General features: G+C 61.5%; 11 protein-coding genes. All 11 read right to left on the bottom strand.

The genetic code is table 11. The features are described from left to right. Window positions 1-597: 597 nt before the first annotated feature. Window positions 598-1,461: a YihY/virulence factor BrkB family protein gene (locus KIP88_RS06295; protein ID WP_214486992.1), complete on the bottom strand. Its 864-nt coding sequence runs from the start codon at window positions 1,459-1,461 to the stop codon at window positions 598-600. 935 nt (window positions 1,462-2,396) lie between these two features. Further along, window positions 2,397-2,639 carry a hypothetical protein gene (locus KIP88_RS06290; protein WP_214486991.1) on the bottom strand — a complete coding sequence of 81 codons (243 nt, stop codon included), beginning with the start codon at window positions 2,637-2,639 and terminating at the stop codon, window positions 2,397-2,399. Between the two features lie 257 nt (window positions 2,640-2,896). Next, window positions 2,897-3,376: a metallophosphoesterase family protein gene (locus KIP88_RS06285; protein ID WP_214486990.1), complete on the bottom strand. Its 480-nt coding sequence runs from the start codon at window positions 3,374-3,376 to the stop codon at window positions 2,897-2,899. A gap of 192 nt (window positions 3,377-3,568) precedes the next feature. Next, the gene (locus KIP88_RS06280) at window positions 3,569-4,771 is read right to left on the bottom strand and encodes an aspartate transaminase (RefSeq protein WP_214486989.1); all 1,203 of its coding nucleotides are present in this window, start codon (window positions 4,769-4,771) and stop codon (window positions 3,569-3,571) included. After that, window positions 4,768-5,505 carry an HpcH/HpaI aldolase/citrate lyase family protein gene (locus KIP88_RS06275; RefSeq protein ID WP_214486988.1) on the bottom strand — a complete coding sequence of 246 codons (738 nt, stop codon included), beginning with the start codon at window positions 5,503-5,505 and terminating at the stop codon, window positions 4,768-4,770. The genes KIP88_RS06280 and KIP88_RS06275 overlap by 4 nt, the downstream gene beginning before the upstream one ends. Window positions 5,506-5,540: 35 nt before the next feature. Continuing rightward, on the bottom strand, window positions 5,541-6,341 hold the full coding sequence (locus KIP88_RS06270; RefSeq protein ID WP_214486987.1) for an SDR family oxidoreductase: 801 nt from the start codon (window positions 6,339-6,341) through the stop codon (window positions 5,541-5,543). 28 nt (window positions 6,342-6,369) lie between these two features. Further along, the gene (locus KIP88_RS06265) at window positions 6,370-8,028 is read right to left on the bottom strand and encodes a hydantoinase B/oxoprolinase family protein (RefSeq protein WP_214486986.1); all 1,659 of its coding nucleotides are present in this window, start codon (window positions 8,026-8,028) and stop codon (window positions 6,370-6,372) included. 11 nt (window positions 8,029-8,039) lie between these two features. Further along, window positions 8,040-10,118, bottom strand: coding sequence for a hydantoinase/oxoprolinase family protein (locus KIP88_RS06260; protein WP_214486985.1), 2,079 nt, complete (start codon window positions 10,116-10,118; stop codon window positions 8,040-8,042). 123 nt (window positions 10,119-10,241) lie between these two features. Next, the gene (locus KIP88_RS06255; RefSeq protein ID WP_214486984.1) at window positions 10,242-11,000 is read right to left on the bottom strand and encodes an ABC transporter ATP-binding protein; all 759 of its coding nucleotides are present in this window, start codon (window positions 10,998-11,000) and stop codon (window positions 10,242-10,244) included. Then, window positions 10,990-11,778, bottom strand: coding sequence for an ABC transporter ATP-binding protein (locus KIP88_RS06250; protein ID WP_214486983.1), 789 nt, complete (start codon window positions 11,776-11,778; stop codon window positions 10,990-10,992). The genes KIP88_RS06255 and KIP88_RS06250 overlap by 11 nt, the downstream gene beginning before the upstream one ends. Continuing rightward, a complete protein-coding gene (locus KIP88_RS06245) occupies window positions 11,775-12,779 on the bottom strand; it encodes a branched-chain amino acid ABC transporter permease (RefSeq protein WP_374226427.1) in 1,005 nt (334 codons plus the stop codon). Before KIP88_RS06245 ends, KIP88_RS06250 begins: the two co-directional genes overlap by 4 nt. Window positions 12,780-12,782: the final 3 nt, after the last annotated feature.

Here is a 12,782-nt window from a genome sequence, read left to right as displayed (position 1 = left end):
CAAGTGCCCGCTTATCCGCGTTGCCAAGCCAGAATGCGGCTCAAAAGCACTTCGCCTGCACCCGCAACGATTTCTAACCTTTTACGTTGTTACAGGTAGAGGCAGCGGATGTTCAATCCTTTCATGTTACTCGCGGTCGAAGCAAACAGAGTAATTGCGCTTCGGATGATGAAGCTGATGCGCGGCGGTAGAAACGCCCGGCGCGAAGCTAATCTAATGGTCACCGAAAAGATCAAAGCGGCTTTCGAAGCTACTACAAGTCTAGTGGCCGGTGCTTCCGGGGATGAAATAGTTCATCGATACCGACAGCATGTAGCGAAAAATGCGAAGCGGCTTTCGGGTCGGAGCCGAAACCGTTTGATCAAGCGAACACGACGCCGACGGAAGTAGCCGGTGATAGAGGTGCAGGCCCCTTTTTAATCTTTCTAAAAGAAGCGCAGCCTCAGTCGAAGTTCCATAGCTTGCGGTTGGAACGCTAACCTGCGCGGCCTGAATTGCGGGGTGCCCGGTTGAATCGTGCCCTAAGGTCATGAAGACTTAAAGCAAGTGTCTGCTTGTGGCCTCCGCCGCGCCGGCGGTTTGCATACCTCCGGAGCGTCATGCGAGCGCACCTGATTTGCGAGCGTCAGCCGTAGGTGCCGGCTCTGCCGAACGGCCCGCGACAGCTCGCGTAAGCTCGGCGCCGAATAGGAAGATCTGCGCGCAGTAATACGCCCAGAGCAGAATGAGGATAAGCGCGCCGGCTGCCCCATATCCCGAACTAGCGGCCGTCGTTCCGAGATACCAGCCAATGAGGGATTTACCGATCGTAAACAAGACCGCGGTGATGAGAGCGCCGACCCCTACCTCGCGCCAGCTGATTGGCGTGTCCGGCAGGACCTTGTAAATCGCAGCGAAGAGGAGTGTGAAGAGCCCCAAGGATATGAGCGTATTGAGTGCCGCGAGAAGCAGCGGCGCGAACGATGTTCGGCCCCCTAGATAGGTGCCGAGCGCCGAAAGCGCTGCGCTCGCAGCCAACGAAACCATGAGCAAAAAGCCGAGCGCGGCAACCAGCCCGAGACTGGCTGCACGGGCCCGCAACATCAAAAGGACAGGCTGGTCTGGAGTTTTGACCTGCCAGGCTTGGTTTAAACCGGCCTGCATTTCGCTGAACACGCCCGACGCAGTGACCAAAACCATTATCGCTCCGAGCATCGACGCCGTCGCGCCCGATGTCTTATCGCTCGAACGCGCAAGCATAGTCTCGATGAGTTCGCCGCCCTGTTGGCCGAACAAGGCACTCAGCTGCTGCACCAGGCCACCGCGCACGGCATCCTGACCAAATACAATGCCGGCAACGGCGACGACGATGAGAAGGACGGGCGCGAGCGATGTCACGACGTAGAAGGCTATAGCGGCACCCCGACTCAAGGCGCCGTGCGCGATGTATCCCTCGACGGCGCTTTTCAGAATGTTCCACACCGCAAGCCACCTTCTAAGATCTTCAACCGCGACCGTTAAATTGTAACCCTATGCCAATGCTCTTGGGGTGACCGAGTTCCTGTTGGACGACGCCCGTGGCGGGCGTCGCTACTAAACCGCTCGCCCCGTTGCGCAGCAAGCACCAGAAGAACGCGCAGCTGTTCTAGGCCTACGAACGGTTGTGAAAATCCAAAACGAGCGGCCTGTCATCCCCAGTAAAGATACGGTGCCGAAAGAGCGACCGGGCGTTGACGGCCCTTGTGGTTCCAAGTCCACCACTCATCCAACCAATCAGATTAAACTGATCGGTACAGGGAGGAGCCGCATGTTTGATTTCAGAATTTTACGCTCAGTAGCGGCCACCGCAACGCGTTCAGTTCAGCCTGCTCACGCTAGTTGTCTGTGGATTTTATTTGATCTCTCGGTGCACACATCGTGCACACGGCGCCTTCTAACCAATTGGAAAACTTGAACTCTCGCTCCAATCCATCATCGGGGCGACGGAGAATTTCCATTCCATCTCAATTGCTTACCCGCAACGCCGGTTCAATGCAACATGATGCTTTTGATAGCCTTGCCCGTCTGATCCAACTAAAATATTGAAAACAACCCCATGCAAAGTAGCACCCCAGTTGGGATCGTCGCCTATCTCTCTTTTTTCCACCTGCGTCGATCCACGGAAACCCTCTAAGTCATTGGCGCATGCGACGCCTAATCCCAGCAGCCATGTCCTCACGGCTTGCTTCGTGATCGTAGGTCGCAGCCAGCCCCATCAGGAGCTTTGAGGATACAAAGGGATGCGAAACCTGGAGCGTCTCGCCCCATTTGCGATACTTCTCTGCCAAATCGCGCTCCTGATCGCCGCCTTCGCCGCGCCAATGAACACCGCGTGAATTATACACGCCGGTATGAGCGCCATGGATCATCTCTTCGGATTAGACATCCTCCATGACATCTCGGACTGGCTCGCATGGCCACACACCGTCCTTGCCGATGGGGGCGGCGGACAAGAGTCGGCCGATGGAGGTATCGCCGACCTTGGCGCGCCCCAGATCTGCACAGAGGCGGCGAACAGTCGCAACACACTTCGCCAGGTATTCTGCTTTCAGCTCGCCAAGCTCATCGTGCCCGGGAATCCGGTGCAGTGCATCCAAAAGTTTATAGCTGCGTTCGGCCATCGATTTCACATGGTCGGCGAAACCTGCAATTTGGGGGGATCGGTAGCCCCGTCGTTGCGCTTGTAAGTCCACGCGATCGCTTGAGCGAATTGTTCGGGGTTTGCCAGCTTGACGGTGCCGGTCGGCGGATCGTGACGCTAGTCGAACTGGCCTGCGCGACTCACCGGGCGACCCCAATGCCGACGAACTGCCGGTGGTGCAAGGGTGCGGCAGTTCGGCTATGATGCAGCGGTCGAGTGCGCATTTCATCGGAGACTTCACTCGGTGCGACTGAGGTCATGAATGACCGGTCGAAGGCCGCTTGAGGTTATCTCCAAAGTAGCCAGTGTGACGGGCAGCTTGAAACGACGTGGCCCTGCACTTCCAGGATTCAGATACAGCACATCATCAATCGTTTGGATCCGCGGTCGATGCGAGTGGCCGGAAACGACCACGTCAATTCCGCAAACTGCTGGATCAATCCGCAGTTCCTGAAGGTCGTGCAAGACATAGAACGATCGCTCTCCGAGCTGTACCGCCTGAGTGTCAGGATAATGTTTCGCCCAGTCGGCGGTATCGATGTTCCCTCTGATCGCAGTGACAGGCGCAATCCGACGGAGTCTGACAAGAACATCCGCACGACCAATATCGCCAGCGTGGATGATATGCGCCACCCCCGCAAGCCCTTCCTCAGCCTCGGGCCGCAGGAGCCCGTGGGTGTCCGAGACGATTCCAATTCGCAGCACTGCAGCATCCATCGATGCGCGCCGAACGGGCATGGTTGAACTTACGCCGTATCAAGAACGAGAAGTGCGTTTGCTCGATTCAGGGCTGCCCCGGTTAACACGTGGAACGCACGCTGCCCTCTAACCACTTGAAAGACGTAAACTCTCGCCGCACTCCATCATAAGGAAGTTTGAGCTAGATCCAACCAGCAACGTCTCAATCCATCAAACAAGATTCCGGCAGACTGCCGCAATGGAAGCGCAGCCGCGCTCGATGACCGTGTCGTCAGTCGAGATCGAGATACGAAAATATCCCGGTAGGCCATAAGCTGAGCCGTGGACGGCCGCGACGCCACCGGCGTCCAGCAAGTGCAAGACGAAGGCGCGATCATCTTCCAGGACTGCCCCCTCCGGCGTCTTGCGTCCGACAAAAGAAGAGCAATTCGGGAAAAGATAGAACCCTCCGTCCGGCTTCAAGCAGTTGAGGCCCGGGATCGCATTCAGCATCCCGAGCGCGAGATCTCTGCGGCGAGCATAGACCGCGACGCTCGCCGCAATGAAATCCTGCGGCCCGGAGATCGCGGCGAGCGCAGCAAATTGACTCACCGCTGCGGGACAGGAAGAGCTCTGAGACTGCAGCATGTTGATGGCGTCGATAATGGACTTCGATCCGGCCCCGTAACCGATGCGCCAACCCGTCATGGCATAGGTTTTCGAGACGCCATTGACGATGAAGGCCCGGTCGGCAAGATCGGGCACGGCCTGCACCAGGCTCGGCGCAGCCTCCCGCTTGAACCAGACCTCATCATAGATCTCGTCGGTCAACACGCCGACATGGGGACGACGGCGCAGCACTTCGGCAAGCGCCCTCAGCTCGGCAGCGTCGTAGGCGATACCGGTCGGGTTTCCGGGCGTGTTCAACACCAGCCAGCGGGTCCTTGGTGTAATCGCGGCCTCGAGTTGGGCGGGAGTGAGCTTGAAGGATTGTTGCTGCTGGCAAGTGACGATGACCGGAGTACCGTCATTGGCAAGCACCATGTCGGGATAGGACACCCAATAGGGTGCGGGGATGATGACCTCGCTGCCCGGATCAAGCGTTGCCATCAACGCCAGAAAGATTACCTGCTTGCCGCCGCCACCGACCGTGATCCTGTCCGGGGTGTAGGACACACCGGTGCGCTGCGTCATCTTGGCTGCGATTGCCTCGCGCAGCGGAGCGATGCCATTGGCAGGCGTGTACTTGGTTTCCCCGCGCGCGATCGCGTCGACCGCAGCCTGTTTAATGTGGGCCGGTGTGTCGAAATCAGGTTCGCCTATCGTCAAATCGAGGATGGCACGCCCCTGGGCCTTCAAGTCGCGGACGCGCTGGGCCGCTGCCGTCGTCGGGGAGACCTTGATGCGCTGCACGCGTTCGGAGAGCGCCATCATGACAGCAAGCTCCGGGTCGGATGACGTTCGCTCTTGCGACCGGCGAGTTCATGCATCGCCTCGATCTTGTCGCGCAGGAACGGGTCGATATGGCAGTAAAGGAGCTGGGCCCCGCAACGCGACCAATGCTCGATATCCTCCTCGATCACCAGGGTGCCGGCAATCTTGCCGGCAGCGCGGATGCGCGCCAGCGTCGACTCGACGAGGTCGAGCACCTCACGCGGACGCGGCTGACCGCGCGGCACGGAGGGCAGAAAGCCCATCGACTGCGAGAGATCGCCCGGTCCAACGAAGAAGACGTCGATGCCTTCGACTGCAAGAATCTCGTCGAGATTGCCGACGGCCTCGACCGTCTCGACCATGCAAATCAGTAGCTTCTTCTCGAAATCGGCGGGACATGCGTGCCGTACGGTAGCGACCACGGCACGGGCCTGTTCAGCCGTGTTGACGAGTGGCACCATCAACCCGTCGACACCGGCGTTGAGATACCGGGTCAGAAGCGAGCGTTGATGCGAATCCGGACGCAGGATCGCCCCGCCACCGCCGGAGCGCGCCGCCCGCGCCATCTCGCGCGCCTCATCGAAGCTTGCCGTGCCGTGCTCGCAATCGATGAAGATCGCATCCGCCTTCAACTCGGTGAGGCGCCCCGCCAATCCCGAGGAGACATGGTTGGGATTTATCATCAGAAGATGCTCGCCCGCCGCAAGGCGCTGACGCAGTTTTGCTCCGATCATCGTTTCTCTCCGGTTGCTGTTTCTTCTTCGGGTTATCAGGACTTGGTCGGACCAGCGCCCTCAGGCGCGCCGAACCAGCGGGCCAGTTCGATATCGGCGGACTGGTCACGCATTCTCGTCGGGACGATCACCAGTTCCTCGATCACCGTGCGGGCCGGCAGCGTGCAGGCCAGAAGCACGGCCTGCGCCACGTCCTCGGGTTGCATCAGGGCGGCGCGTTCTTCCGGTGTCGGCGGACGCGGACGGTCGTCGAGAATCGGTGTGTTGACCTCGCCAGGCGTGATCGTCGTGGCGCGGATCATCTGGTTGCGGAAGGTTGCGTGCAGATAGCCCATCAGGTTGCGTACGCCGGCCTTGGCCGCGCCATAGGCCGCACCGCCCAGCATATTCGGCCGCAGCGCCGCGCCCGATGAGACGGTGACGATGGTGCCGCCGCCCTTGTCGATCATTGGCTGCAGCACCGCGCGCGACAGCAGATAGACGGCAGTCAGATTGGCATCGACCGTTGCTTGCCAGTCCTGCGGCGTGATGAAGGCGAGGTTGCGTGGCCCTACCGCACTGCCGGCATTGTTGACGAGGATGTCGACGGTACCGAGCTCCGCACGCACCCAGCCGATCAGGGCTTCGACAGCTTCAGCCTGCGTGATATCGGCGGCGCGGGCAAAAGCGCGACCGCCAGCGGCGGTGATCGCATCAGCCGCGTCCTGCAGGAGCGCGAGCCTGCGGCCGACAAGGACCACAGAGGCGCCCTCCCCCGCCAACTGGCGCGCGATCTCGCGTCCGATGCCGGTTCCGGCGCCGGTCACGATCGCGACGCGCCCGTTCAGTCTTGCCATGATCGTCTCCTCGTCAAGCTCGGCAGCATCATTTGGCCGTGTAGCCGTAATCGGCTTTCGCGCATTCGCTGGTCACCAGACCGAGGCGGAGATCTTCGGTGATCAATTCGCGCGAGCGGTTGGCGGGGTCGCCCCAGCCGCCGCCGCCGGGCAACTCCACGGTCAGCTTCGCGCCGGGCTCGAGTGGGATGTGGCCCTTGGCGAAGACAGGCTCGCCGTTCTTGAGTACATGGCCGGCCCGGCCATCCTTGCCGCCGACGACGCCGAAGCAGGGGTTCTTTACATGCTCGCTGGCGAGATAGATGTTCATCTGCCCTGATGAAATGTTGCGGAAAACCAGGCGCTGTCCGAGCCCGCCCCGGAACTGCCCGGGCCCGCCGGAGTCGGGAATCAGCTCCTTGCATTCGAGCAGCGCGGGGACGGAGAGTTCGTACATTTCCGTCGGCGTGATGCGGCAATTGGACGGGAAACTCAGCGTGTCGACGCCGTCGGCCGTGGAGCGTCCGCCCTGCCCGCCATGCAGGTTCTGCGTTGCGCCGTATTGCTCGCCCAGCTCGTTCTGGCCCTGGCAGTTGACGCCCCAGATCGGCGCGCCGCCGCTGTCGCCCTGAACCTTGTCCGGCACGACGCCTTCGAGCGCGCGGAAAATCAGGCTCGGGATGACATGGCCAATGAGATTGCGCAGATTACCGGCGGCCGTGTTGCGCGGGTTGAGGATTGAGCCATCCGGCGCCTCGTCGGTAATCGGCAGCATGCAGCCTTCATTGTTCGGCGTCTCGGGATCGAGCAGACATTTCAGAGCGTAGACCGTGTGGGCATAACGGTAATGCTTCCGCACATTGATGGCATGGAGCACCTGCGCGGAGGTGCCGGCATAATCGACATGGATCGCTCCGGGCTCGACCTTGACGTTGCATTTCAGCGTGACCTCGCTGTCATAGCCGTCGAGCGTGACCTCGGAGCTGTATTCGCCGGTGGGCCAGCGCGAGATCGCCTGACGCATATGGGCTTCCGATCGGCTGTGGATGGCGGTACCCAGATCCTCGACGTCGTCGAGCCCGTATTCTTCCAGAAAGCGCACCAGTTCGCGGGCCATCACGTCATTGGCCGAAACCATGCTTTCGATGTCGCCCAGCACCTCGCGCGGCAGGCGCACGCTGGCACCGATGATGTCGAACACCTCCTGCGTCGGCTTGCCAGCCTTGTAGAGCTTCAGGATTGGAAGGCGCACGCCCTCCTCGAAGATGTCGGTGGAATCAGGCGAATATGGCCGGCCGCCGATGTCGGGCATATGGGCGATGCTGCCTGAATAACCGATCAGCTTTCCCTTGTGGAAGATCGGCGTGATCATCACCATGTCGGGCAAATGGCCGGTGCCGATCAGCGGATCATTGGTCAGAAGCACGTCGCCCGGCTCCAGCGTTTCCGGCGGAAAAGCCGGCAGGAAATAATGCTGGGCAGCCATCGGCAGCGAGGTGATGAAGACCGGGATCGCCCAGGTGCATTGCGCCAGCGCCCGGCCTTTGGCGTCCATCAGCACGGTGACGTAGTCGTGGTTCTCGCGCACGACGGGCGAGAAGGCGGTGCGTCCCAGCGCCCGGTCGGCCTGGTCGGCGATAAAGATCAGCCGGTTCCAAAGAACCTGCAGGGTGATGGGATCGTTGAAATCGATCTGTTGGCGAGCCATGATCCTGCTCCTCACTTGATGTGCATGATGAGATTGCCGCGGGCATCGACATGGGCCGTTCCGCGCGGGCCGACGACGATGGTCGATTCCACCTGCTCGACGATGGCCGGCCCCTTGATTTCGACGCCCTGCGGCAGCGCGTAGTAATCGTAGACCGGGGTGGAGACGAAGCGCTGTGTCTCGTCGAAATAGACCGGCCGATGAGTCTTCAGTGCTTCCGGCTCCGAGCCTCTGGCGGTCTTGGTCGCGGTTTTCGCAGGCGCGCCCTTGGGCCCGCTGGCGCGCAACCGCCAGGTGATGGCCTCGACCGGCGAGTTCGCGACGGTGCGGCCGAACAGCGCGACATAGTTCGCCTCAAACCGGGCGAACAGCTCATCGACGAAGGCATCCGCGCCGAAGTCGAGCGGCGGCAGCGTCACGCTGATTTCATGACCCTGGCCGACATAGCGCAGATCAGCCGTACGCGCATAGGAAATGCCGTCGGCATCCACCTCTGCCTGCAGCACGACATCGCGGCCGTCCTTTTCGAGCCTTGCGAAGACATCGCGCACCGCGGCGGCGTCCCAACGGTCGAGCCGCATCGGCAGGCTTGCGGAGACGTCCACCGCGACCGGCGCAATCAGCAAACCCACGGCAGAGGTTACGCCCGCGCCAGCCGGGCAGACGACCTTCTTCGCATTGAGCTTGCAGGCCACGCCATAGGCATGAACCGGGCCTGCTCCGCCGAACGCAATGACCGGCAGGGTACTGGGATCGACGCCATAGTCTGCCGCGTGCATGGTCGCCGCTTCCGCCATGGTGCCGTTGACGAGATCGTGGATGCCCCAAGCGCATCGTTCGGACGTCACGCCGAGAGACTCCGCCAGTTCGGCAATCGCGGCGCGAGCCTTGCCTGCGTCGAGCTTGAATTCGCCACCGAGAAAAGAGTCGGCGCCGATATAGCCGAGCAGCACATCGGCATCGGTGACAGTCGGCTTGGTACCGCCGCTTCCGTAGCAGGCCGGGCCGGGAACAGCGCCCGCGCTGTGCGGTCCGACCTGAAGCAAGCCGAGGCGGTTACGGGACGCGATGGAGCCGCCGCCGGCGCCGATCTCGATCATCTGGATCGACTGGATCTTGAGCGGGAACCCGCTGCCGCGGTGGAACCGTTCGTGACGGGCGATCTCGAGTTCACCGCCGATCATCGGCTCGCCATTCGGCACCAGGCAGAGCTTGGCCGTGGTGCCGCCCATGTCAAAGGACATGACGCTCGCCTCATCGACCTGGCGTGCATATTCCGCCGCCGCGACCGCCCCGGCGGCAGGTCCCGACTCGATGAGCCGCACCGGCGTGCGCGATGCGGTAGCGCTCGGCACAACCCCGCCGCTGGACGTCATCCAAAGCATACGGGAGACGATCCCGTCCTTGCGCAGATCGGTTTCAAGCCGTTCGACATGCTGCGTCATCAACGGCCGTGTGTATGCATTGACCACCGTCGTCGAGGCACGGTCATATTCACGGATCTCCGGGCAGACATCGGAGGACAGCGAGACCGAAAGCTCCGGTCCGGCAGCGGCCAGCAAAGCCCCGACCTTCCGCTCATGTTCCGGGAATTTATAGGAATGCAGCAGGCAGACGGCGACCGAGGTGACGCCCCGCGCCCTCAATTCCGCGACGATGAGGCCAACGCTGCTCTCGTCGAGCGGCGTGATGGCGCGCCCATCCGCCGCCATGCGCTCTACGATGCCAAAGCAGCAATCGCGCGGCACCAGCGGCGCGGGATATGCGATCTTCAGATCATAGAGGTCGTAACGACCTTCGGTGCGAATCCTGAGCAGGTCCTGGAAGCCGTCCGTGGTGAGGAAGGCCGTCTCCACACCCTTGCGCTCCAGCACCGCATTGGTCACCACCGTGGTAGCACCCAGGATCTGCAGATTGTCCTTGGAGGACTGCACGCCCGGTCGCACCAGGAGTTCGCCGACCCCCTGAACAACGGCAGCCGCCGGGTTTGCCGGCGTGCTCAGCACCTTGTGCAAATGCAGGATGCCTACATCGTCGATGAGCGCGAAATCGGTGAAGGTGCCGCCGGTGTCAAATGCTAACCTAGCCATAATGGTATCCGTTCTTGCTTCGTCAGGCCAATAAAGTTCCAATCGCGCATCCGGCCTGCGGCTGCGCGGTGTCGCACTGCATCGTGGATGTGTTGGCTCCTCGAAGGAGCTGCGCGTTACTTTTTAGGCAATCGGGGCCCTCGTAGCTGCCTCAACTTCGTTTCCGATCTGCCCCGTCATGAAAAGCTGTCCAAGTTCGGCGTGGGTAATTTCGCTGGTGCGTCCGTCCCAGATGACTTTGCCGAGGCGCAGCACGACGGCGCGTTCGGCGACCTCCATCGCCTTGCGTGTGTTCTGCTCGACGAGGAGTATGGCGCGGCCATCGGCATGCAGGCGCTTCAGCTCGTTGAACACGATCGTGATCGCTTGCGGTGACAGCCCAACGGATGGCTCATCGATCAGCACGATCTCCGGCTTGCGCAGCACCGCCATGGCGGTTTCAAGCAATTGCTGCTCGCCGCCCGAAAGGTTGCCGGCGAGCTGATAGCGCCTCGCCTTGAGGATGGGAAACAGTTCGAAGACATAATCCAGTTCCGCCTTCACCTCGCGGTCGCGGACAATATAGCCGGCCATCTCCAGATTTTCGTCGACGCTCATCAGCGGAAAATTGCAGCGGCCCTGTGGCACGATACCGATGCCCTGGGAAAGGATCGACTGCGGCTTGGCGCCGCCGATGTTCTTGCCACGCCAGCGGATCATGCCTTGCTTGAAGGTGGTCATGCCGAAGATGGTCATGAGCAAGGTCGACTTGCCGGCTCCGTTCGGCCCCATCAGCGCGATGAAGTCGCCGGGGTGCACGGTGAGATCGACGCCGTTGAGGATGTCGAGCGCACCATAGCCGGCGCGCAGTCCCTCGATCGAAAGATTGGGATCAACCGCCAAGATAAGCCTCCACGACCTTCTGGCTGCGCATGATCGCCTCTGGTTCGCCCTGGTCGAGCAGCGCGCCCTGATCCAGCACGACCACGCGCTGGCAAAGGCTCATCATCGCGTCGATGTTGTGCTCGATGACGATGAAGGTGACGCCGAGTTCCCGATTCACATTGCGGATGCTCTCGACGATGCGCTCGATCAGCATTGGATTGACGCCTGCGAGCGGCTCGTCCAGCAGGATCAGCCTTGGCTCCGGCATCAGACTGGAGGCAAATTGCAGCAGCTTCTGCTGGCCGAACGAAAGCTTTCCGGCATCCTGGTCACGTACATGCGACAGGCCGACCATCTCGATCAGATGGTTGGCGCGCTCCCGAAGCCGTGCGACTCGACGGCGCGAGGCCGGACCGGGCGAGAAGGTCGAGAGCAGGCTCGGGAAATCGAACATCTGCCCGGCCGCGATCAAGTTCTCTTCCGGCGTCATCGTCGTGAAGACCACCGTCTTCTGGAAGCTGCGCAGCATCTTGCCTTCATGCGCAATGCGGTGCATCGGCCAGCCGGTGATGTCGACCCCGTCGAGATGGACCGTGCCCGCGTCGGCCCGCTGCAGGCCGGTGACGCAGTCGAAGAAAGTCGACTTGCCGGAGCCGTTGGGGCCCATGAGGCAGCAGAGTTCGCGCTCCCGGACTTCGAGGTCGATGCCACGCACCGCCTGCACCGCGCCATAGCTCTTGCGAAGGCCACGAACGGTGAGAAGCGGTTTGCCAAGGGCGGGAAACAGCGAGGTCATTTGCGCGATCCCGACAGCATCGCGAGCCCGCGGTCGATGAGCGGCGTCAGGCCACTGGGCAGCCAGAATACCAGCAACAGCAGTACGAGGCCGTACATCACCATGCGGTATTCGGGGGAGATGCGCAGCGCCTCGGAGACGGCGACGAAGACAATGCTACCAACCACGACGCCTCGGATCGAACCCGCTCCGCCGCCGAGCACGATAATGAGGATCGTGGTCGAGTAGAACATCTGAAAGGTCAGTGGGCTGACCGTCGTGAGATAATGGGCGTAGAGACTGCCACCGAAGCCGGCAAAGGCCGCGCTAATGGTGAAGACGACGAGCTTGTAGTTCCAGGTCGGAATGCCGAGCGCCTCGGCCTGGATCTCGTTGTCGCGGATCGCGATCATGCTGCGGCCGGCCGGCGAGGTAACCAGGGCGTAAAACAGCCCGGTCATCAGCACGGCAACCGCCAGATAGAGATAATAATATCCAGTGATCGTTGTGACGGTGAGAGGATCCGCGCCGAAACCCAGAACCGGCTGCGGCACGCCAGACAGGCCCATATCGCCGCGCGTCAGGCTCACCCAGTTCTTGGCCACGGCCTCCCCGATGACGACGAGGCCAAGCGTGCACATCACGAAGGAATAGGTCCGAAGCCTCAGCGCCGGAATGCCAAGCGGCAACGCAATCAGCCCGGTCACCATCCCGGCCAGGATGAAATTGACGTAGAACGGCGTGCCGAAGTGCATCGCCGCCAGGGCCGAAACATAGGAGCCGATGCCGAAGAACGCTCCCTGAGCCAGCGAGAGCATGCCCATGTAGCCGACGATCAGGTTCAACCCATGCGCGGGTAGCAGGAAGATCATCGAGATGATGACGGCGTGCAGATAGTAACTGTCGAGCACGAAGGGTGCGCCGAGGAGCGCAATGAGGATCGCCAGACCCATCAACCGCGAGGTTGTCCGGGAGGCGACGCGTGCGCCGGGAGCCTGCAGGGATGTCGAGTTGGCCGTCATCGT

The organism is Bradyrhizobium sp. SRL28 (genome assembly GCF_018596315.1).
Taxonomy (GTDB): domain Bacteria; phylum Pseudomonadota; class Alphaproteobacteria; order Rhizobiales; family Xanthobacteraceae; genus Bradyrhizobium.
Note: the sequence above shows the minus strand (reverse complement) of the source record. Positions and strands in the feature narration are given on the sequence as shown.

What these genes read in the sequence shown, in the direction of transcription:
- KIP88_RS06290 (WP_214486991.1), bottom strand. Translation starts at nt 2,639, where the DNA reads ATGGCCGAACGCAGCTATAAACTTTTGGATGCACTGCACCGGATTCCC.
- KIP88_RS06285 (WP_214486990.1), bottom strand. Translation starts at nt 3,376, where the DNA reads ATGGATGCTGCAGTGCTGCGAATTGGAATCGTCTCGGACACCCACGGG.
- KIP88_RS06280 (WP_214486989.1), bottom strand. Translation starts at nt 4,771, where the DNA reads ATGATGGCGCTCTCCGAACGCGTGCAGCGCATCAAGGTCTCCCCGACG.
- KIP88_RS06275 (WP_214486988.1), bottom strand. Translation starts at nt 5,505, where the DNA reads ATGATCGGAGCAAAACTGCGTCAGCGCCTTGCGGCGGGCGAGCATCTT.
- KIP88_RS06270 (WP_214486987.1), bottom strand. Translation starts at nt 6,341, where the DNA reads ATGGCAAGACTGAACGGGCGCGTCGCGATCGTGACCGGCGCCGGAACC.
- KIP88_RS06265 (WP_214486986.1), bottom strand. Translation starts at nt 8,028, where the DNA reads ATGGCTCGCCAACAGATCGATTTCAACGATCCCATCACCCTGCAGGTT.
- KIP88_RS06260 (WP_214486985.1), bottom strand. Translation starts at nt 10,118, where the DNA reads ATGGCTAGGTTAGCATTTGACACCGGCGGCACCTTCACCGATTTCGCG.
- KIP88_RS06250 (WP_214486983.1), bottom strand. Translation starts at nt 11,778, where the DNA reads ATGACCTCGCTGTTTCCCGCCCTTGGCAAACCGCTTCTCACCGTTCGT.
- KIP88_RS06245 (WP_374226427.1), bottom strand. Translation starts at nt 12,779, where the DNA reads ATGACGGCCAACTCGACATCCCTGCAGGCTCCCGGCGCACGCGTCGCC.